Source organism: Streptomyces caniferus (genome assembly GCF_009811555.1).
Taxonomy (GTDB): Bacteria; Actinomycetota; Actinomycetes; order Streptomycetales; family Streptomycetaceae; genus Streptomyces; species Streptomyces caniferus.
On sequence record NZ_BLIN01000002.1, the window covers coordinates 202,149 to 221,759 of the forward strand.

Annotated in this window: 19 protein-coding genes; 2 read left to right on the top strand and 17 right to left on the bottom strand. The window is 70.8% G+C overall.

What is annotated here, in order from left to right:
- Positions 1 to 94: 94 nt before the first annotated feature.
- Positions 95 to 1,201 carry a dual-specificity RNA methyltransferase RlmN gene (gene rlmN / locus Scani_RS02715; protein WP_159469665.1) on the bottom strand — a complete coding sequence of 369 codons (1,107 nt, stop codon included), beginning with the start codon at positions 1,199 to 1,201 and terminating at the stop codon, positions 95 to 97.
- Positions 1,202 to 1,447: 246 nt separating this feature from the next.
- On the opposite strand from rlmN, the gene Scani_RS40335 reads away from it, so the two are divergent.
- A complete protein-coding gene (locus Scani_RS40335) occupies positions 1,448 to 2,170 on the top strand; it encodes a hypothetical protein (RefSeq protein WP_176608595.1) in 723 nt (240 codons plus the stop codon).
- Between the two features lie 343 nt (positions 2,171 to 2,513).
- Here the strand turns inward: Scani_RS40335 and Scani_RS02725 are convergent, their stop codons facing one another.
- The 5 genes from Scani_RS02725 to rpsB all read right to left on the bottom strand — a co-directional run bounded on the left by Scani_RS02725 (position 2,514) and on the right by rpsB (position 7,196).
- A complete protein-coding gene (locus Scani_RS02725; protein ID WP_174872598.1) occupies positions 2,514 to 3,683 on the bottom strand; it encodes a phosphatidate cytidylyltransferase in 1,170 nt (389 codons plus the stop codon).
- Positions 3,683 to 4,240, bottom strand: coding sequence for a ribosome recycling factor (frr, locus tag Scani_RS02730; protein ID WP_030087489.1), 558 nt, complete (start codon positions 4,238 to 4,240; stop codon positions 3,683 to 3,685). Before frr ends, Scani_RS02725 begins: the two co-directional genes overlap by 1 nt.
- Before the next feature lie 175 nt (positions 4,241 to 4,415).
- A complete protein-coding gene (pyrH, locus tag Scani_RS02735; RefSeq protein WP_159469669.1) occupies positions 4,416 to 5,186 on the bottom strand; it encodes a UMP kinase in 771 nt (256 codons plus the stop codon).
- Positions 5,187 to 5,348: 162 nt separating this feature from the next.
- A complete protein-coding gene (gene tsf / locus Scani_RS02740) occupies positions 5,349 to 6,185 on the bottom strand; it encodes a translation elongation factor Ts (protein ID WP_086716961.1) in 837 nt (278 codons plus the stop codon).
- 108 nt (positions 6,186 to 6,293) lie between these two features.
- The gene (gene rpsB / locus Scani_RS02745; RefSeq protein WP_159469672.1) at positions 6,294 to 7,196 is read right to left on the bottom strand and encodes a 30S ribosomal protein S2; all 903 of its coding nucleotides are present in this window, start codon (positions 7,194 to 7,196) and stop codon (positions 6,294 to 6,296) included.
- A gap of 339 nt (positions 7,197 to 7,535) precedes the next feature.
- Here rpsB and Scani_RS41935 point away from each other — a divergent pair, with 339 nt between their 5' ends.
- Positions 7,536 to 8,858 (top strand): peptidoglycan DD-metalloendopeptidase family protein, encoded by a 1,323-nt coding sequence (locus tag Scani_RS41935; RefSeq protein ID WP_308686550.1) that lies wholly within the window; start codon positions 7,536 to 7,538, stop codon positions 8,856 to 8,858.
- A 470-nt stretch (positions 8,859 to 9,328) separates the two neighbouring features.
- On the opposite strand, the gene Scani_RS02755 is transcribed toward Scani_RS41935, so the two are convergent.
- The 11 genes from Scani_RS02755 to lepB (Scani_RS02805) form a co-directional block, all read right to left on the bottom strand.
- Positions 9,329 to 9,868 carry a TetR/AcrR family transcriptional regulator gene (locus tag Scani_RS02755; RefSeq protein WP_167538045.1) on the bottom strand — a complete coding sequence of 180 codons (540 nt, stop codon included), beginning with the start codon at positions 9,866 to 9,868 and terminating at the stop codon, positions 9,329 to 9,331.
- A 127-nt stretch (positions 9,869 to 9,995) separates the two neighbouring features.
- Positions 9,996 to 10,832: an RNA polymerase sigma factor WhiG gene (whiG, locus tag Scani_RS02760; RefSeq protein WP_088800290.1), complete on the bottom strand. Its 837-nt coding sequence runs from the start codon at positions 10,830 to 10,832 to the stop codon at positions 9,996 to 9,998.
- 360 nt (positions 10,833 to 11,192) lie between these two features.
- A complete protein-coding gene (gene dprA, locus Scani_RS02765) occupies positions 11,193 to 12,515 on the bottom strand; it encodes a DNA-processing protein DprA (protein WP_174872600.1) in 1,323 nt (440 codons plus the stop codon).
- A gap of 3 nt (positions 12,516 to 12,518) precedes the next feature.
- Complete coding sequence (locus Scani_RS02770) at positions 12,519 to 14,180, bottom strand: YifB family Mg chelatase-like AAA ATPase (protein ID WP_246295458.1); 1,662 nt, start codon at positions 14,178 to 14,180, stop codon at positions 12,519 to 12,521.
- Positions 14,180 to 14,590 (bottom strand): YraN family protein, encoded by a 411-nt coding sequence (locus tag Scani_RS02775; RefSeq protein WP_159471622.1) that lies wholly within the window; start codon positions 14,588 to 14,590, stop codon positions 14,180 to 14,182. The genes Scani_RS02770 and Scani_RS02775 overlap by 1 nt, the downstream gene beginning before the upstream one ends.
- 477 nt (positions 14,591 to 15,067) lie before the next feature.
- Positions 15,068 to 15,376: a DUF2469 domain-containing protein gene (locus Scani_RS02780; protein WP_003980220.1), complete on the bottom strand. Its 309-nt coding sequence runs from the start codon at positions 15,374 to 15,376 to the stop codon at positions 15,068 to 15,070.
- Between the two features lie 38 nt (positions 15,377 to 15,414).
- Positions 15,415 to 15,894, bottom strand: a complete 480-nt coding sequence (locus tag Scani_RS02785) for an NUDIX hydrolase (protein ID WP_159471624.1) — start codon at positions 15,892 to 15,894, stop codon at positions 15,415 to 15,417.
- A 73-nt stretch (positions 15,895 to 15,967) separates the two neighbouring features.
- Entirely contained in the window at positions 15,968 to 16,696 is a 729-nt protein-coding gene (lepB, locus tag Scani_RS02790) for a signal peptidase I (RefSeq protein ID WP_159469673.1), read from the bottom strand.
- A 54-nt stretch (positions 16,697 to 16,750) separates the two neighbouring features.
- Positions 16,751 to 17,737, bottom strand: a complete 987-nt coding sequence (lepB, locus tag Scani_RS02795; protein WP_159471628.1) for a signal peptidase I — start codon at positions 17,735 to 17,737, stop codon at positions 16,751 to 16,753.
- Positions 17,679 to 18,836 (bottom strand): signal peptidase I, encoded by a 1,158-nt coding sequence (lepB, locus tag Scani_RS02800; RefSeq protein WP_246295460.1) that lies wholly within the window; start codon positions 18,834 to 18,836, stop codon positions 17,679 to 17,681. Before lepB (Scani_RS02800) ends, lepB (Scani_RS02795) begins: the two co-directional genes overlap by 59 nt.
- Positions 18,829 to 19,593 (bottom strand): signal peptidase I, encoded by a 765-nt coding sequence (gene lepB, locus Scani_RS02805; RefSeq protein ID WP_159469675.1) that lies wholly within the window; start codon positions 19,591 to 19,593, stop codon positions 18,829 to 18,831. The genes lepB (Scani_RS02800) and lepB (Scani_RS02805) overlap by 8 nt, the downstream gene beginning before the upstream one ends.
- Between the last annotated feature and the right edge of the window lie 18 nt (positions 19,594 to 19,611).

Here is a 19,611-nt window from a genome sequence, read left to right on the forward strand (position 1 = left end):
GGGCACCGTGGCTACGACGCTTCCGCACTCTCAGCGCTGTGGCGCTCCCCTGTCGGAATGTGCATTTGTTCGATCACACGGTACCAGCGGGCGGTCAGCGTTCCGAGGCCGCGAGCTGTCCGCAGGCGCCGTCGATCTCCTGGCCGCGGGTGTCGCGGACGGTCACGGGGACCCCGTGCGCCTCGATGGCCTGGACGAACGCCCGCTCGTCCTCGGGCCGCGACGCGGTCCACTTCGAACCCGGCGTCGGGTTCAGCGGAATCAGGTTCACGTGGACGCGCTTGCCCTTCAGCAGCCGTCCCAGCAGGTCACCGCGCCACGCCTGGTCGTTGATGTCCCGGATCAGCGCGTACTCGATCGAGATCCGCCGCCCGGACTTCTCGGCGTACTCCCACGCCGCGTCCAGCACCTCACGCACCTTCCAGCGCGTGTTGACGGGCACCAGGGTGTCGCGCAGCTCGTCATCGGGCGCATGCAGCGACACGGCCAGCCGGCACTTGAAGCCCTCGTCGGCGAACCGCAGCATCGCCGGGACCAGGCCGACCGTGGAGACGGTGATGCCCCGCTGGGACAGGCCCAGCCCGTCCGGCTCGGGGTCCGTCAGCCGCCGGATCGCGCCGACCACCCGCTTGTAGTTGGCGAGCGGCTCGCCCATCCCCATGAAGACGATGTTGGACAGTCGCGCGGGACCGCCCGGCACCTCGCCGTCGCGGAGCGCACGCATCCCGTCGACGATCTGGTGCACGATCTCGGCGGTGGAGAGATTACGGTCCAGGCCCGCCTGCCCGGTGGCGCAGAACGGACAGTTCATACCGCAGCCGGCCTGCGAGGAGATGCACATGGTGACCCGGTCCGGGTAGCGCATCAGCACGGACTCGACGAGCGTGCCGTCGTGCAGCTTCCACAGGGTCTTGCGCGTGGTGTCGTCGTCACACGAGATGTGCCGGACGACCTTCATCAGGTCCGGCAGCAGCTCGGTCGCCAGCTTCTCGCGCGCCGCCGCCGGGATGTCGGTCCACTGCGCCGGGTCGTGCGCATAGCGGGCGAAGTAGTGCTGCGACAGCTGTTTGGCGCGAAACGGCTTCTCCCCGATGGCAGCCACCGCTTCACGACGCTCGACGGGGCTGAGATCGGCAAGGTGCCGCGGGGGCTTCTTGGCCCCGCGCGGCGCGACAAAAGTGAGTTCTCCGGGTGCAGGCATGGTGCGTCCAGTGTGGCAGATCGTTTTGGGACGCCCTGGTCGGAGCCCGTGAGCAGGCAGTCACCCCCTGTGGTCCCGCGTCCGGCCTGTTGGCCCATGGTCCGCCGTGCCCTGCCCCTCCATATATGCGCTCGGTTCATCGGGCCCTCCGGAGCAGCGTCACGCCGGGGTCGCGCCGGATCAACGCCGCGGTCATGGCTGGTTTCCCAGGCTGGGGGTACGTAGCAATTCCCTCGAGGAGGCATCATGGCGACGGGCATCCGGAAGCATCTTCCCCGCGTGATCGGAGCGTCCCTCCTGGCCGCGGTCATGGCCGGCACGGCAGGCGTGATGGACGTGGCGGCGGCACCGCAGACCACGAAGAGTGCGACAACAAAGCCGGACACGAGGCCGAACATCATCTGCAAGTTCATCCGCGACAGCTCGGGCAGGGTCCTCCTGGTGAACGTCAGGACCGGCAGGCTCGTCAGGAACCCGAGGCTCTGCGGCTTCGGTGGCGGGTTCGGCGGCGGGAGCACGACGGGCGCCACGACCACGGGCGCGACCAGCACCACGACCGGCGCCAGCGTCACGACGGGCGCCACGACCACGGGTGCCACCAGCACCACGACCGGCGCCAGCGTCACGACGGGCGCCACGACCACGGGCGCCACCACGACGACCGGCGGCGGTACCACTGCGGGCGGCGGCACGGCACCGCCGACCACCACCGCTCCGCCGACCACCACGGCACCGCCCGCCACCACGGCACCGCCGGCCACCACCGCTTCGCCAGCCACCACGGCACCGCCGACCACCACGGCACCGCCCAGCACCACGGCACCGCCGACCACCACGGCACCGCCCAGCACCACCGCTCCGCCGAGCACCACCGCTCCGCCGAGCACTACGGCACCGCCCGCCACCACGGCACCGCCGGCCACTACGGCACCGCCGGCCACCACCGCTCCTCCCGGCGGCGGCATGTGAGCGGACGGACGACGTCGAGACCAGCAGATGAGGGAGCTGCTGCCTGTACTCGGGCCTGCGCCGGACCGCGCGGGCCTGGTACGGCGGCCGGGAAATCCCTCTGCCGGCGGCAATCCCGCTGACAGGGGGCTCCTCGGTCGCCTTCGAAGATCGCGCGGTCCGGGGTGCTGCCACGGCCATACCAGTGGCCACCGACGCACAAAGAGGGGCCTGCCGCATGATGCGGCAGGCCCCTCACGTGCGTCGGGAGATCCCGTCATTCGCCAAAAGACCCGTCATACACCCGGAAGCGATCAGCTGGACGGACCTCGCTTCTCCGCCTCCACCCGCGCAAGCCCTATGCTCAGCCGGCTCCCACGAAGATCACGAACAGCAGCCAGACGACCGGGGCGGTCGGCAGCAGGGAGTCGAGGCGGTCCATGATGCCGCCGTGACCGGGGAGCAGGGTGCCCATGTCCTTGATGCCGAGATCGCGCTTGATCATGGATTCGCCGAGGTCCCCGAGCGTGGCGCTGGCCGCGACCGCGAGACCGAGCAGCAGGCCCTGCCACCAGGCACCGTCCGCGATCAGGAATTCCATGCACAGCGCGCCGGCCACCATCGCGAAGAGCACCGCGCCGACGAGTCCCTCGCGGGTCTTGCCGGGGCTGATGCGCGGTGCGAGCTTGTGCTTGCCGAACCGCCAGCCGACCGCGTACGCGCCGGTGTCGCTGACGACGGTGAGCAGCAGGAAGGTCAGCACCCGCTCCGGCCCGTCGGGCTCGGCGGCGAGCATCAGCGCCACGAATGTCGCGAGGAAGGGCACGTAGAACGCCGCGAAGACACCGGCGGTGACATCCCGCAGATAGTTCTCGGGCGCCTCGGTCATCCGCCAGACGAGGACGGCGAGCGCGGTGAGCGCCATCGCGACCCAGGCACCCTCGGCACCGCGGACGTAGCCGGCGGCCACCATGGCGGTGCCACCGACCGCGAGCGGCACCAGCGGCACCTTGATGTCCTTGCGCTCCGCCAGCCGCGAGGTCAGCTCCCACAGGCCCACGACGACGGCGATCGCTATCACGCCGATGAACACGGGCTTGTAGACGAAGAGCGACGCAACGATGATCACGCCGAGGCCGATACCGACCCCTATCGCGGCGCGCAGGTTGCGGCCCGCGCTCTTCTTCTTCGGCTTCTCTGAGTCCGGCGAGCTGTCGGACCCGGAAAGAGAGGTGGGCATGGGCTCCTGCGGCTTTTCGTCGCGGAACAGGGGGCCGCTCAGTCGAGCAGCCCCCCGGTCGTCCAGGTGGTCCCGGTTGTCCCGGATGTCCCGATATTCCCGGTCGTCGTCCTGGTGTCCGCCTGGCCCGGGCACGAAGGGCATGGGCCGAGTCTGCGCCGCGTCGCCCCAGTCGTACACGGGACCCGCCGGGGCGGGGGGCGCCGTCCCGCGGAGCGAGGAGGCCGGTGCGTGGTCGGGCGGCCCCCATTGACCGGCGCCGGGCGGGGCGGCCCCCCAGGAAGACTCGTTCATCAGACCTCGAGGAGCTCGGATTCCTTGTGCTTGAGGAGCTCGTCCACCTGCGCGACGTACTTCGCGGTGGTGTCGTCGAGCTCCTTCTCGGCGCGCCGCACCTCGTCCTCGCCCGTCTCCTTGTCCTTGACGAGCTTGTCGAGGGTCTCCTTGGCCTTGCGGCGCACGCTGCGGATCGAGATCTTCGCGTCCTCGCCCTTGTTCTTGGCGACCTTGATGAACTCCTTGCGGCGCTCCTCGGTCAGCTCGGGGAACGTCACCCGGATGATATTGCCGTCGTTGCTCGGGTTGACGCCGAGGTCGGAGTCGCGGATGGCCTGCTCGATGTTGCGCAGCGCGCTCTTGTCGAACGGGGTCACCACGGCCATCCGCGGTTCGGGAACCGAGAACGACGCCAGCTGGTTGATCGGCGTCATCGCACCGTAGTAGTCAGCCACGATCTTGTTGAACATCGCCGGGTGCGCACGCCCGGTGCGAATCGCGGCGAAGTCCTCCTTGGCGACCACGACGGCCTTCTCCATCTTCTCCTCGGCCTCGAGGAGGATCTCTTCGATCACCACTTGCTCCTGGTCTTTTCGGTAAGAAGCAGAGCCTCGCCCCTGCCGCGCGTCTTCTCCTGCACGGTGTCCGACCGGCAGGCCATTGTCCATCCCCGTACCGGGGTCTTCCCCGGTACGGGAGCTGCCGCCCGTACAGGCCGATGCCCGTACGGAATCACGGCAGTTGGGGCCGTCAGGCCCGGGTGCCCTGATCGCTGACGAGCGTGCCGATCTTCTCACCCTTCACCGCGCGCGCGATGTTGCCCTCGGCGAGCAGTTCGAAGACGAGGATCGGGAGCTTGTTGTCCCGGCACAGCGTGATGGCGGTGGCGTCGGCGATCTTCAGGTCCCGGGTGATGACCTCGCCGTATTCGAGGGCGTCGAACTTCACCGCGTCCGGGTTCTTCTTGGGGTCGGAGTCGTAGACGCCGTCCACCCCGTTCTTGCCCATCAGCATGGCCTCGGCGTCGATCTCCAGGGCGCGCTGGGCGGCGGTGGTGTCGGTGGAGAAGTACGGCATGCCCATGCCGGCGCCGAAGATGACGACCCGGCCCTTCTCCAGATGGCGCACCGCACGCAGCGGAATGTACGGCTCCGCAACCTGTCCCATGGTGATGGCCGTCTGGACGCGGGAGTCGATGCCCTCCTTCTCCAGGAAGTCCTGGAGGGCCAGACAGTTCATGACCGTGCCCAGCATGCCCATGTAGTCGGAGCGGGCCCGGTCCATGCCGCGCTGCTGGAGTTCGGCACCGCGGAAGAAGTTTCCGCCGCCGATCACGATGGCGATCTCATAGCCGTCGCGCACCACGGCGGCGATCTCGCGGGCCATCGCGTGCACGACGTCGGGATCGACGCCCAGTCCGCCGCCGCCGGCGAACGCTTCGCCGGACAGCTTCAGCAGGAAGCGCTGCCTGCCGCCGTGACCGGCATGGTCGGAGTGCGCGCCGTCGGCACCGTGAATCATTGAGCTCTCCTCGTGCACATACGAAGAAGGCCATTGCCGTGGGTCTGGTCCAGATCCCTCTGCGGCAATGGCCTCCTCGTCACATCTGCGGCCGGCCGTTGAGCGGCCGACTGCGTACGACCCTAGCGGGGTCGCAGGTCATTCGCTGCCTTCGCGACAGGCTCAGATGCCGACCTTGATGCGCGCGAAGCGCTTCAGGGTGACACCGGCCTCCTGGAGGACCTTCTCGACGGACTTCTTGTTGTCAAGGGCGTACGGCTGACCGAGCAGCGTCGCGTCCTTGAAGAAGCCGTTGAGGCGACCCTCGACGATCTTCGGGAGAGCAGCCTCGGGCTTGCCCTCCGCGCGGGTGGTCTCCTCGGCGACACGCCGCTCGGCCTCGACGACCTCGGCCGGCACGTCGTCCTTGGCGAGGTACTTCGGGGCGAACGCGGCGATGTGCTGCGCAATGCCCTTGGCGACCTCGGCGTTCTCCTTGTCGAGCTCGACGAGGACACCGATCTGCGGGGGCAGGTCGGGCATGGTGCGGTGCATGTACACCGACACGAAGCCGTCGGAGAACTGCGCGAAGCGGTCCAGGACGATCTTCTCGCCCAGGGTGGCGTTGGCCTCGTCGACGAACGCCTGGACGGTCTTGCCGGCCTCGATCTCGGAGGCGAGCAGGGCCTCGATGTCGGCCGGGGAGGTCTTCGCGACGTGCGCGGCGATCTCGTTGGCGACGGCCTGGAACTTCTCGCCCTTGGCGACGAAGTCCGTCTCGCACTTCAGCTCGACGATGACACCGGAGGTGTTGTCGTCGGCGACGAGGGAGACCACCGCACCGTTCTCGGCGGAACGGCCCTCGCGCTTGGCGACGCCCTTCTGGCCCTTGATGCGCAGCGCCTCGACGGCCTTGTCGACGTTGCCCTCGGCCTCGTCCAGGGCCTTCTTGCAGTCCATCATGCCGGCGCCGGTGAGCTCGCGGAGCTTCTTGACGTCAGCGGCGGTGTAGTTCGCCATGGTCTGTGAATCTCTTCTCGAAATCTCGAAGTCGAAAGATCTACGGGTGAACGGCGGGGGCGGCGCTTGTGGCGCCCTCCCCCGCCGTCATCAACCGGATGCTGCGGGTCAGGCCTGCTCGGCCGGCTTCTCGGCGTCGGCCTCGGCGGCGGGGGCCTCGGCGGGCTTCTCGGCCTCGGCGGCGGCCTCGGCGGGCTTCTCCTCGGCCTTGGGGGCCTCGTCGTCAGCCTTCTTCTCGCCCTCGAGCAGGTCGCGCTCCCACTCGGCCAGCGGCTCGGCGGCAGCCTTGTCGCCGGGCTTCTGGTCGCCGGTGGCGGCACCGGAGCGGGCGATGAGGCCCTCGGCGACGGCGTCGGCGATCACGCGGGTGAGCAGGGTGACGGAGCGGATCGCGTCGTCGTTGCCCGGGATCTTGTAGTCGACCTCGTCCGGGTCGCAGTTGGTGTCGAGGATCGCGACGACCGGGATGTTGAGCTTGCGCGCCTCACCGACGGCAATGTGCTCCTTCTTGGTGTCCACGATCCAGACGGCGCTGGGCACCTTCTGCATCTCGCGGATACCGCCGAGGGTCTTCTCCAGCTTGGCCTTCTCGCGGGAGAGAACCAGGAGCTCCTTCTTGGTGAGGCCGGAGGCGGCCACATCCTCGAAGTCGATCTGCTCGAGCTCCTTCAGGCGCTGCAGGCGCTTGTAGACGGTCGAGAAGTTGGTCAGCATGCCGCCGAGCCAGCGCTGGTTCACGTAGGGCATGCCCACGCGGGTCGCCTGCTCGGCAATGGCCTCCTGGGCCTGCTTCTTCGTGCCGACGAACATGACCGAGCCGCCGTGGGCGACGGTCTCCTTGACGAACTCGTAGGCGCGGTCGATGTACGACAGCGACTGGAGCAGGTCGATGATGTAGATGCCGTTGCGCTCGGTGAAGATGAAGCGCTTCATCTTCGGGTTCCAGCGGCGGGTCTGGTGCCCGAAGTGGACGCCGCTCTCCAGCAGCTCCCGCATCGTGACGACGGCCATGGCCGTACTCCTTGTTGTTCTCGGTTTCACTGCGGCCGGGCGGCCGCGGTGCCTGACGCCCCGACGCGCCTGCCGGGAAGACACCTTGCGGAGCCGTCCGAGGACCGAGGAGCGCGGCCGTCGTGCTGCCCGAACGGGACTGGTGCACTGACGGCGGGGCGTGCGAAGTCGACCCGGTGACCCGGATCGCCATCAGAAGTGTACGGGACAGCCGATGCACCGGGCGACACGCATCATTTCGAGCCCCACGCGGGTGACACCGTTGTCCACAACCGCCCCCCGATCCACAGCTCCGGACCAAGATCCCCACCCGCCGTCGGACTGCGCCACCGTCGGGGCATGCGACGAAACACCCGACAGAACCCACCCCGGACCGCACCACCCGACACCCGCCGAACCCCTGACCGACACCGACACCGAAGCTCCGGCTCGCCCGCCGCCGCTCCTCGCCCTCCCTGTTCCCTCGGTCCTCCCCGTCCCCGTCGGCCCGCTCTCCCTCCCTCTCGGCCCCCTCTCCCTCCCCCGGTCGCGCATCCCCCGGGCACACCTCTCCGACCAGGCTTCCGGCCGTCGGCACCCTTACCGCCGACACCGCGCGGAGAGCCGACCGGATACGGGCCGAGCTGCTTCTTCCCGGCCCGCACTGTGGGTGCACTGCTGGCCCCTGCCGTGGCGGCGGTCCTCACCGTTCTGTCCCCCGCACCAGCGAACGCCTCCGCCTCGCCGGCCTTGACGGCGAGGGCGGAGCACGGGGCGGGACCGGAGCACGGGGCGGGACGGACGCCGGCCCGTCCTGCGGGTGCGGTACGCACCGAGGGGGCGGTACGTGCGGAGGGCGGGGCACCGGGCCAGGCAACGGCGAGGAGGGTGATACGCGGCCATGCGGGGACAGCTCCCAGGGCTGCGGCACGATCCGGGGGTCCGGCACGCCCCAGGGGTGCGGCACGTCACCGAGGCGCGGCACGTCAGGAGGTAGCGGCACGTGATGACCCACGGGCTGCGGACAGGGCGTGGCCGGTGGGCGGAACCGCCGGCGTAGGGCCCACGGTGGTACGCGGCTGGGAGCCGCCGCCTTCCCCCTGGGCCGCCGGGCACCGAGGCGTGGACCTGGCCGCGTCCGCCGGTGCGCCGGTGCGAGCGGCGGCACCCGGCCGGGTGGCGTACGCCGGCACCGTCGCCGGCCGCGGCGTCCTGACGATCGAGGTGGCTCTCTCGGGCCGTCCTCCGTTACGCACCACTTACGAGCCCGTGCAACCGACCGTCCACAAGGGCCAGCGCGTCACCGCAGGCCAGCCGGTCGCCGTCCTGCAGCACGGCCCGTTCCACTGCCGGGCACCATGCCTCCACTGGGGCCTGCGCCGCGGCAAGAACTACCTGGATCCGCTGTCCCTGCTGCCCCGCAGCATGCTCCGCGGCGGCCCCTCGCGACTGCTTCCGATCTTCGAAGTACCCGTACCGGCGGGCGACCGCACGGTTCCCGGACAGTCGGGTCCGGCAGGGCCCCAGAAGCCGGCAATACCCGCCAAACCCGCAGCTCAGGAGGGAAGCGCGGCACCGACAGGAGCTGCCCTCATGACAGCAGCCGTGCTCGCGGCAGCGGCGGTCTGGGCACTCGGCCGTCTCAATAGGGCTCGGCCTAGTGGGACCGAAAAGGACGTGTAGGGACAACGGGAAGGAGAGGGGCTCAGCCTTCGGCTGACTGTGAATGACCGGCTGGGTGGCAGTCGATCACGAGGCAACCCGTGACCCGCCCCGAGCGGACGCCAGGGCAAGGCACGGCGCGGGTCGCTTAGCACCGCAGTCAGCCGGCGGGCCTCGAAGGCAGCCCAGCCGAGCGAGGCACGCCGTCACTACACGACTGCCGAACCGCCACTGCGGGCTGCGGGCTGCGGGCTGCGGGCTGCGGGCTGCGGGCTGCGGGCTGCGGGCTGCGGGCTGCGGGCTGCGGGCTGCGGGCTGCGGGCTGCGGGCTGCGGGCTGCGGGCTGCGGGCTGCGGGCTGCGGGCTGCGGGCTGCGGGCTGCGGGCTGCGGGGCCAACGAGTGTTCTGGGTGGTGGAGGTGGGGCGAGGGGAGGGGTGGGGGCGGGGGGCGGGGCCCCTGGGGGAGGCCCCCTCATCCGTGCGGGTCTCCCTCAGCCGCGGACCCCTCGGAGCGCCATCGCGACCGCCGCTTCCGTGATCTCGTCCGGGTCTTCCGCGGCACCGAGTTCGATGCGGCGGACCGCGGCGTCGACGACTCCCTGGAGGAGCATGGCCGCGAGCCGGGGCTGTGCGTGGCCGAGGTCGGCGAGCGCCTCGACGATCATGGCGATCAGCCCGCCGTGCGCCGCGCGGATCTTCTCGCGTGCGCCGGCGTCCAGCTCGCCGGCCGAAATGGCGACGACAGCGCGGTGGCGCCGGTCGCCGACGAGGGCGAGCTGCCGGCGCACATACGCCTCGACCTTCGCCTCGGGCGTGTCGACGCGCTCCATCGCCGTTTCCACCTCCGCGGCCCAGACCGGGAAGTCGACGGCGCACAGCTCTTCGACGACAGCGGCGCGCGAGCGGAAGTACTCGTATACGGAGGAGCGCGCGAGGCCCGTGCGCTCGGCGAGGGCGGGGAAGGTCAGTGCTTCCGTTCCGCCTTCGGACAGCAGGGTGCGGGCAGCGTCCAAGAGGGCGCCGCGCTGCATCGTCCGGTGCTCGGCCACGGAGGCCGCTCGAATCCTTGGCACAGCACCACTCTACGGATGGCGCGCCCGTCGTGGCACTCCGCATGGCAACACGGGGCGCGGGAAGCCAGGGCCTCCGGAGGGTGACTCAGCGTCCGACGTCAGCGAGCTTCGCTCTGAGCTGGAGTACGGACTTGGTGTGGATCTGACTGACCCTGCTCTCCGTGACGCCGAGGACGTTGCCGATCTCGGCGAGCGTGAGCCCTTCGTAGTAGTAGAGGGTGACCACGGTCTTCTCGCGTTCGGGGAGGGTGTTGATGGCGCGCGCCAGCAGCCGCCGCAGCTCGCGGTCCTCGGCGATCTCGACGGGGTTCTCGGCGGCGGTGTCCTCGAGGGTGTCCATCAGGCTCAGCCGTTCGCCCCCCTCGCCGCCGACGTGCAGCAGCTCCTCCAGCGCCACCACGTTCGCCAAGGACAGCTGGCTGAACACACCGTGGAGTTCCTCCAGCGCAATGCCCATCTCCTCGGCGACCTCCGCCTCGGACGGGGTGCGGCGCAGTTGCGCTTCGAGGGTGGCGTAGGCCCGTTCGACCGCACGGGCTTTCTGTCGAACGGAGCGCGGGATCCAGTCGAGTGCGCGCAGCTCGTCGATCATCGCGCCGCGGATGCGGGTGATGGCGTAGGTCTCGAACTTGATGGCGCGTTCGGGTTCGAACTTCTCGATGGCATCGATCAGTCCGAAGACTCCGGAGGAGACGAAGTCGGCCTGCTCGACGTTGGGGGGCAGACCGACGCTGACGCGGCCGGCGACGTACTTGACCAGCGGCGAGTAGTGCAGGATCAGCTGCTCCCGCAGCCGCCCGTCGCCCGACGCCTTGTAGGAGCGCCACAGCTCGTCGAGCGAGGTGGGCGGGGCGGGGCGCACGCTACCGCGCGCGGCGGGTGGTACAGCCGCACGGTCAGACCCGGAGGTGTGCTGGGGCATTCGTCGCCTTGAGCCGTTCTGCCGAGACGCGGGTGGGTGGATGTATGAGGGTTGAATTGCCTGTGAGCGTAGCGTGACCGAAGCGTCGCGGTGCGCGAGGATGGCAGGTTCGGGCGTGCGCAGATACGTTCCGCTGCCCGCACCTCAGGGTTACCTCGTACGGCGTGGCGACACCCGGACAGGGAGCCGGGCGCAGACCCCGGAGGGCCGTGCGGACGGACGCGCCAACACGGCGTACGGGACCTCGCGTCCTCCCTCCGCCACATCGCCACCTCCCTACGGATCGGACCCGCACCCCGAAGCACGGCAAACCTGGACTCTGCGGTCATTCCCCTCACCCTTTCACCCGTTCGCCCCAGGTCAAGTACCGCCTCGCCGGGGAACCTCGGTCGCCTCGGCGCGTCGCGCCAACTCCCAACGATCACCGCACTTTTGAACGAATCCGAGGGACAACAGCTCGAAGAGTTTGCTCTGGGTGACATCGCGGGGCGTGCCGGCTTCCTCCGCCAGCTGGTCAGTACCCGCGCGACCGCGCGCGGGGAGAGCCTCCAGTACGCGGGTCGCAACGGGGTCCAGGAGGTCGCGCAGGCGGGTCGGACCCGCCCGGTCGGGGGCCAGGTCACCGATGCTGCCGACGAGTTCGATGACCTCGTCGGCGTCGGTGACCAGCGCGGCCTCGCCGCGCAGGAGTTGATGCACACCGGCGGACAGGCTGCTGGTGATCGGGCCCGGCATGCCCATCGTGAAGCGGCCGAGGGCCAGCGCTCGCCGGGCGGTGACGAGTGAGCCGCTGCGGAGTTCGGCCTCCACGACGACGGTGCCTCGGGTGAGTGCGGCGATGACGCGGTTGCGCTGGATGAAGCGACTGCGGGTGGGGTGATCGCCTGGTGGTAACTCGGCTACCACCAGACCCTGTTCGGCGATCCGGCCGATCAACTCGGTGTGGCCCCGCGGGTAGGCGTGGTCGATGCCGGAGGCCAGGACGGCGATGGTCGCCCCGTCCGCGGCCAGCGCACCGCGATGAGCTGCGCCGTCGACGCCGTATGCGGCTCCGGAGACGACAGCCCAGCCGCGGTCGGCTAGTCCGGCGCTGACGGTGGTGGCGAGGTGCGCGCCGTATTCGGTACAGGCCCGGGCGCCGACGACCGCGACGGAGCGCAGCGCCCACAGTCTGAGGTTGGCCCTTCCGCGTACCCACAGGCCGACGGGGCGGGCGTCACCTAGGTCGTCGAGCTGGCCGGGCCATTCTTCGTCGCCGGGGCAGAGGAACCGGCCGCCGAGAGCGGACACGGCATCGAGGTCCGCGGTGGGGCGTGCCCGGGCGGCGCGGAGTCGCAGACCCGCGATCTTGGCCGGGGTGGCGCCCGTGGGCGGGGCCGCCGAGTCGTCGGCGAGGGTGCGCCAGAGGGCCACCGGCCCCATCTCGCGCAGCCAGCGCCCGGCGGTCTCGTCTCCCGGTTCGAGGATGCGGGTGAGGGCCGCACGGGCGGTGCGCTGGGGTTCGTGTCCCGCGCCGCCGGCGGACCGCCGGACGGCTGCAGTCGGCTCTGCGGGAGACGAGCCGGGCGGCGAGTGTGTGGCGGGCCCCGGCTCGGCCGTCGTCGGAGCGGGCCCGGGGCTCCGGCCCTCCGTGGCGGCGTCCGGTTCTCCCGTGGCGAAGCCCCATGCGTCGGTCCTGGTCATCGCCTATGCCTGCCCGTGGGAGGACGTGGCGGCCTTCGCGGTCTTGCGCGTGCTTCCGCTCCCGCCCGTTGCCGTTGCCGCGCCGCGGCGTACGCCCGTGCGGAGTTCCAGGGCCCAGTTGACGTCGTCGAGGGTGGGGCGGTCGCGGCCGGACAGGTCGGCGGCGGTCCAGGCGACGCGGAGGACGCGGTCGAGGCCGCGGGCCGTGAGGAGACCGCATTCGAGGTCGCGCTCGGCCGGGGCGAGTGCGCCCGGGTGGACCTGCCAGCGGGTGCGCAGTTCATGGCCGGGCACCTGGCTGTTGGTCTGCCACGGTGTACCGGCGAGACGGGCCTCGGCGCGCTCGCGGGCGGCGAGCACGCGTTCGGCGACGGCCGCGGTGGTTTCGGCGCCCCGGCCGAGGGCGACGAGTTCGGAGCGGGCGACCGGTTCCACGGCGATCCGGAGGTCCACCCGGTCCATCAGGGGACCGGAGAGCCGGGCGCGGTAGCGGCGGATGGAGGACGGGCGGCATTCGCAGCCCCCGCCGGTGGTGCCGTGGCGTCCGCAGGGACAGGGGTTGGCGGCGAGGGCGAGGAGGAAGCGGGCGGGCATGCGCATCATGCCCGCCGCGCGGGCGACGACGACATGGCCGGATTCCAGTGGCTGGCGTAAGGCGTCCAGGACGCGTGGGCTGCATTCGGCGGCCTCGTCGACGAACAGCACGCCGTGATGGGCCAGGGATACGGCTCCGGGGCGGGGCAGTCCGGTGCCGCCGCCCACGAGGGAGGCCATCGTCGCGGAGTGGTGCGGGGCGCAGTAGGGCGGCCGGAGGACGAGTGGCGCTCCCGGCGGGAGGGTTCCGGCCACCGAGTGGACGGCGGTGACCTCCAGTGCCTCCTTGGAGGACAGCGGTGGCAGCAGCCCTGGGAGGCGTTCGGCGAGCATGGTCTTGCCGGCGCCGGGCGGGCCTTTGAAGAAGATGTGGTGGCGTCCGGCGGCGGCCACCTCCAGGGCGCGGCGAGCGCTGTGCTGGCCTGCGACGTCGGCGAGGTCGGGGGTGTGGTCGCCGGTGGGCAGGCCCGCGCTGACGCCGGTGCCGGGCACGACCAGCCCGGCGAGGAGCGGGTCGGGGCGGCCTTCTTCGCGGGGGTCCTCCTCGTCGGGGACCGGTTCGTCGGCAAGGACGGCGATGAGCTGGCGCAGGCTGCGGACGCCGAGGACGGAGATGCCGGGGACCAGCGAGGCCTCGGCGGCGGTCTGTTCCGGGACGACGACCTGGCGGTATCCGGCGTCGGCGGCAGCCAATACGGCGGGCAGCACTCCGCGTACCGGCCGGACGCGGCCGTCCAGGCCCAGTTCGCCGATCATCATGAGGTCGGTGAGTTCGCGGGGGTCCAGGCGTTCGGCGGCGCCGAGGACCGCGCAGGCCACGGCGAGGTCGAAGCCGCTGCCGCCTTTGGGTACGGAGGCCGGGCTGAGGCCGACGGTGAGCTTCTTCTGCGGCCATTCGGCGCCGGAGTTCACGACCGCGGCACGCACCCGCTCGCGGGATTCGATGAGGCTCTTGTCAGGCAGCCCGACGAGGGTGAAGGCCGCGACACCGGGTTCCAGGTCGGCCTGGACCTCGACGACGACGCCTTCGACGCCCACCAGGGCGACGGAGCAGGTTCGGGCGAATCCCATCAGGCCACCCCTCGGGCGTGCTGGACGACCGGGGCACCGCGGGCCGGCAGGAGGACGCCGATCACATCGATCCGTACGCCTCCGGGTGGCGGGCCGCCGTGCTGCTCCAGCCAGCGTTCCGCCAGCAGCCGCAGCCGGGCGGTCTTCTCGGGGCGTACGGCCGCCATGGGGTGTTCGTACCAGCCGGCGCGGCGGGTTTTGACCTCGCAGATCACCAGGGCGTCCCCGTCGGCCGCGACGATGTCGATCTCTCCGTCGCAGCAGCGCCAGTTGCGGTCCAGGATGCGCATTCCGGCCTCGATGAGCCGGCGGGTGGCCAGGTCTTCTCCGTAGCGGCCGAGTGCACGCCGACGGAAGTCGGTCGGTTTGGCCGCCGCCGGGTCGGTGGGCGTCGGCTTGGCGGCGGTCACCTCGGTGATCGTTGGCACGGCGGCCCTCGACCGGCGCCCCGCCGTCTTGGCCGCCGTGGAACCGGGCCCCGCCGTCTTGGCCGCCATCGAACCGGGCCCCGCCGTCTTGGCCGTCTTCGGCTCGGTGTCCGTCGCCTTGACCGCTGCCCGTTCAGCTCGTTCGGTGACCGGTTGCCTGGGCGCCCCGGGCGCTGCCGGCTCGGCAGCCGGCCTCCCGCCCGCAGGTGGCTTCCGTTCCGTGGGCGGCGCTCCTGAGGGCGCCCTCCGCGACCGCTCCGCGGTCCGTGCGTCGTCCCCGGCCCTGCGGCCGGCCTGCATGGCGTTCATGCGGTACCACCTCCGGCACCGACTGTGACGCTCCCGCCCCGACCTGTTGGATCTTGGTGGACAGTGAGCCGGCTGTGGACAACCCGCTCACCCTTCCGGGTCGCGGGAGGGGCGGGCCCAGAGCCTGCCCCTCCGCCGACGCCGGCCGCCTCAGCTCCCCGGAAGGTCCAGATCGCTCTTGTTGAGCTCCTCGATGTTCACGTCCTTGAATGTCAGGACGCGCACCTGTTTCACGAAGCGGGCCGGGCGGTACATGTCCCAGACCCAGGCATCGGCCATCGACACCTCGAAGAACACCTCTCCCTGAACCGAGTGCACCTGCATCTCGTAATCATTGGTGAGGTAGAAGCGCCGCTCGGTCTCGATCACATATTTGAACAGCCCGACGACGTCGCGGTACTCCCGGTAGAGCTTCAGCTCCATCTCGGTCTCGTACTTCTCGAGGTCCTCGGCGCTCATGGCAGATCCCCTTCAGCCGTGCGTCCCCCCATTGTGCGTCAGACCCGCTCGGTCTCCAGGAGCACTGGCGCATCGGGGGGCCCTTCGTCGAGCAGCGTGCGCAGCAGCTCGGCGAGTCTGGTTGGATACACCGTCTCATGCGAAGCGGACAGTTCCTCCGAAGTCCACCACCTCAGTCCCGAGACGCTGCGTCGTTCCAGGTCAGTCTGCCCGCCGGTGTCGGTGGCAGTCCGGTCGGTCCTTCCCAGGTAATACCACTCGTCCTGCTCCCAGCGCCGTCCGTCGAACGGGAAGGCGCAGCGGCGCTTCCACAGGACGGGGCCGAGGACGGCGTCGGTGATGCCGGTCTCCTCGGCGAGCTCGCGGCGGGCGGCCTCCTCGCGGGTCTCCGAGTCCTCCAGGCCGCCACCGGGGGTGAACCACCACCGTTCGGTGGGGCGGCCCGGTTCGAAGCCGTGGAGCAGCAGGATCCGGTCGTCGGGGTCGAGCAGCACGATGCGGGAGACCCGGCGCACCACGGCCGCCTCCGCTTCGTCACCGGCCGCCGCCCCCTGCGTCGCGGCCGGGCCTTCGGCGTCCCGTCGCGGCCCCTCAGGCACGCTTGCGCGCCTTGCGCCGGGCGAGGGGCCCGTAGGCCGCGCCGACCAGGATGAGGACCGCACCGGCGACCACCGCGAGGGTGATGGGCCGCACCGGGCCGGGCTGCGAGGTGCCGCCGGGGAGGGCGGAGAAGGCCGCCGGGCGCTGCATCACGCCCACGCTGCCGAGCGGCCAGGCGCGCGCGTCCACCCGGGCATTGACGGCGCTGCGCGGTACGGAGCCGTGGTCGCCGTCAGTGAGGTGGACGCGGGAGTCGAGGGAGTCGCTGCGGTGGTCACCGAGCAGGAAGAGCTGGCCGGTGGGGACCTTGGCCTTGAAGCCGACGGGCGAGGCGGGTCCGCTGCCCTGCAGATACGGTTCTTCGACGGGGGTTCCGTTGATGGTCAGCCGGCCCTGCTCGGTGCAGCAGGCGATCTTGTCGCCGCCGACGCCGACGACGCGCTTGACCATCGGCAGGTCGCCCCATGTGGAGTCCTTGAAGACGACGATGTCGCCGCGGCGTATCTGGGAGCCGTCCACCTTCTCCGCCAGGACCCGCGCCCCGACCGCGATCGTCGGCGTCATCGAATCGGTCGGCACCGTATAGGGGCGGTAGATCAGCGCCGCCCATACGAAGCCGCCCAGGAACAGCACACAGCCGACGGCCACGGCCAGACCGGACAGCACACTGCCCGTGGTCCGGCCGCGGCCGTCGGTCCTGCGTTCCGTACTGCTGCTCATCCCAGCGCTCCCACCCCGCGGACCGAGCCCGCGTCGAAGATCCGGGACGGCACCTTACCTGGGGTTACGTGTTCCGGTCAGCCTTCGGCGACGCCACATCACGATCGGCACCGCGCCGGCCAGGCCGAGGGCGGCCGGCGCCGCCGCCGCGGCCTTGTTGATTCCGGGCTGGTCGAAGGTGTCCGGCACGGGCAGCATCGCCCAACGGTTGACGGGCCAGGCGATGGTGAACGCCCGGCCGACGACCTCGTTCTCCGAGACCGTGCCGTTGCCCTTGAGGTTCTGGTGGTAGCGGGAGTCGAGGGAATCGTCGCGATGGTCGCCCATCACCCAGATCCGGCCCTTGGGGACGTGGATCGGGCCGAACGCCCGGTCGCCGCAGGGGGTGGCACCCGGGAAGACGTACGAGTCCTCCTTGAGGGCCTTGCCATTGACCTTGACGGGGCCGGTGCCGTGGCACTCGACGGTGTCGCCGCCGACCGCGATGACCCGCTTGATCAGGTCCTTCTCCTCGGCCGAGGGCATCAGGCCGATGAAGCTGAGGACCTTCTGGACGGGGTTGGGCTCGGGGGTCGGCGTCTCGTTCAGCCAGCCTCCCGGGTCGTGGAAGACGACGACCTCGCCGCGCTGCGGCTTGGAGCCGAACCACGGCGTCAGCTTGTCGACCAGGACCCGGTCCCCGCGCTGCAGGGTGTCCTGCATCGAGTCGGACGGGATCGAGAACGCCTGCACCAGGAAAGTCTTGATCAGCAGCGCGAGGAGCAGGGCGATGCCGATGAGGATCGGCAGCTCCTTCCAGAAGGCGCGCGGCTTCTTGGCCTTCTTCATGCCGCCGCCCGCCTCCTCGCCCGCTGACGTGTCCAACGTATCCGACCTGCCCGACGGGTCCGAGGAATCCGCCGGTGCCGGACGCTGCGTCTGCGCCTGCGCCCCCGGCCGAGCCGGTGACTGATGCACGGAACTCGTCACCGGCCGCGCGGGTTCACCACGCCCTGCCGGCTCTTCGGGCTCTTCGGTTCCGGACCGCGCGCCGACCGCCAAGTCCCCCACATCTGCTCCTCACTCCACGCACTCGCCCGCCCGTCAACCGGTGCAGGCCCACCACTCCCATAACGAGCGGGAGTTCCGCAGGGGTCGGGAGTACGGACAAACTGTCGGGGGACAGCCTATGCGGCGCCGCTGCCGCCGACGCCTTGGCGCCCGGCGCGTCGTGCACGCTCGTAAAGGTGTCCGGCTCTTCGAGGCGCCGCCAGTGGCTGAACGGCCAGCCGATCACCACGGCCCGGCCCACGACACTCTCCTCCGAGACCGTGCCACGGTACGGCTCGTCCAGGTGGAAGCGCGAATCCGCGGAGTTGGAACGGTGGTCGCCCATCACGAAGATCCGTCCGGTGGGGACGTTCACCGTGAACTTGAGCGTGGAGGGCGGATTGCCCGGATGGACGTACGGTTCGGTCAGCGGGGTGCCGTTGACGGTGACCTTGCCCTGTTCGTCGCAGCATTTGACGGTGTCACCGCCGACCGCCACGACCCGCTTGATCAGGTCTTGTTCATCGGCCGACGGCAGCAGCCCGATGAAGGTCATGGCGTCCTTGACCGGCTGGAAGGGGCCACCGTCGTCGGCGGGCTTGTTCTGCTCGCCCTTGAGCCAGCCTCCGGGGTCCTTGAAGACGACCACATCGCCGCGCGCCGGTTTGGAGCCGAACCACGGCGTCAGCTTGTCGACCAGCACCCGGTCGCCGATCTTGATCGTCTGCTCCATGGAGCCGGACGGGATGACGAAGGCCTGGACGAGGAAGGTCTTCAGGACGAGGGCGATGGCCAGCGCCACGCCGACGAGGATGGGGATTTCCTTGAGGTAGGAGCGCTGCCTGCGGCGCTTGATGCGCCGCGCCAGGCGGCGCCGCTCGGCCCGGCCACCGGTCCCGGTCCGCCCCGTCCGCCTGCCGGTCGCGGTTCCGTCCGTCCGGGGGCCGGCGCTTCCTCCGGTCTCCTGCGGGTCGCCGTACGCGCCGCTGCCGCCGTAGGGGCTGTCGGTGCCCCGCTCCGGCTCGTTGCGGCCACGCCTGGACCCGCCGGTACCCCTTCCGGGTCGGCCGGTGCCCTGGCCCCCGTGGCGGGGGCGTCCGCGGTTACCCATGGGAGCCTGCCGCGGGAGGTATCCGGTCGAAGGACCGTGGGCGCTCGACGGTGCGCCAGCGGCTCGCGGGCCAGGTGATCAGGTCCGCGCGGCCGATGACCTTGTCGACCGGGACCGTGCCGCCTCCGGGGTCGCCGAGGTGGTCGCGGGAGTCACTGGATCTGGCGCGGTGGTCGCCCATGACCCACAGCCCGCCCCGGGGCACCACGATGTCGAAATCCACCGAGGACGGCGTGTCCCCGGGGTGGAGATACGCCTCGGTCACGGGCTCACCGTTCACTTCGATCCGCCCCCGTTCGTCGCAGCAGGTCACATGGTCACTGCCGATGCCGATCACACGCTTGACGTAGTCGGTCTCGGCGGGCCGGGCCAGGCCCAGCGCCGCGCCGGCTCCGCGCAGCAGCCCCGTGACGGGATTCTCCTCCTGCTCCCTGTGAACGAAGGACCCCGTGCCGTCGAACACCACCACATCGCCCCGCGCGGGCTCGCTGCCGAAACGGTACGCCAGCTTGTTGACCAGCACCCGGTCCCCGACCTGCAGGGTGTTCTGCATGGAGGTGCTGGGGATCAGAAAGGGCTGCGCGACGAACGCGCTGAGCAGCAGGACGAAGGCCAGGCAGAGCACGAGCAGGGTGGCCGGGTAGTGGCGCAGACCGGCCGTGCGGGCGAGCAAACGCGCGGAGCGCGACCCCTGCTCCGGCCCCTGGTCGGGGGTGGGAGAGGGGTCGCGCTCCGTGAGCTGTGCGTCGGTGTCCATCGGGCCCTGAGCCTATCC

What these genes read in the sequence shown, in the direction of transcription:
- whiG (WP_088800290.1), bottom strand. Translation starts at nt 10,832, where the DNA reads ATGCCCCAGCACACCTCCGGGTCTGACCGTGCGGCTGTACCACCCGCC.
- pyrH (WP_159469669.1), bottom strand. Translation starts at nt 5,186, where the DNA reads ATGATTCACGGTGCCGACGGCGCGCACTCCGACCATGCCGGTCACGGC.
- lepB (WP_246295460.1), bottom strand. Translation starts at nt 18,836, where the DNA reads ATGGGTAACCGCGGACGCCCCCGCCACGGGGGCCAGGGCACCGGCCGA.
- Scani_RS02755 (WP_167538045.1), bottom strand. Translation starts at nt 9,868, where the DNA reads ATGCAGCGCGGCGCCCTCTTGGACGCTGCCCGCACCCTGCTGTCCGAA.
- lepB (WP_159469673.1), bottom strand. Translation starts at nt 16,696, where the DNA reads ATGAGCAGCAGTACGGAACGCAGGACCGACGGCCGCGGCCGGACCACG.
- rlmN (WP_159469665.1), bottom strand. Translation starts at nt 1,201, where the DNA reads ATGCCTGCACCCGGAGAACTCACTTTTGTCGCGCCGCGCGGGGCCAAG.
- Scani_RS02780 (WP_003980220.1), bottom strand. Translation starts at nt 15,376, where the DNA reads ATGAGCGCCGAGGACCTCGAGAAGTACGAGACCGAGATGGAGCTGAAG.
- Scani_RS02725 (WP_174872598.1), bottom strand. Translation starts at nt 3,683, where the DNA reads ATGAACGAGTCTTCCTGGGGGGCCGCCCCGCCCGGCGCCGGTCAATGG.
- Scani_RS41935 (WP_308686550.1), top strand. Translation starts at nt 7,536, where the DNA reads ATGCGACGAAACACCCGACAGAACCCACCCCGGACCGCACCACCCGAC.
- Scani_RS02770 (WP_246295458.1), bottom strand. Translation starts at nt 14,180, where the DNA reads ATGGGATTCGCCCGAACCTGCTCCGTCGCCCTGGTGGGCGTCGAAGGC.
- dprA (WP_174872600.1), bottom strand. Translation starts at nt 12,515, where the DNA reads ATGACCAGGACCGACGCATGGGGCTTCGCCACGGGAGAACCGGACGCC.
- tsf (WP_086716961.1), bottom strand. Translation starts at nt 6,185, where the DNA reads ATGGCGAACTACACCGCCGCTGACGTCAAGAAGCTCCGCGAGCTCACC.
- lepB (WP_159469675.1), bottom strand. Translation starts at nt 19,593, where the DNA reads ATGGACACCGACGCACAGCTCACGGAGCGCGACCCCTCTCCCACCCCC.
- Scani_RS40335 (WP_176608595.1), top strand. Translation starts at nt 1,448, where the DNA reads ATGGCGACGGGCATCCGGAAGCATCTTCCCCGCGTGATCGGAGCGTCC.
- rpsB (WP_159469672.1), bottom strand. Translation starts at nt 7,196, where the DNA reads ATGGCCGTCGTCACGATGCGGGAGCTGCTGGAGAGCGGCGTCCACTTC.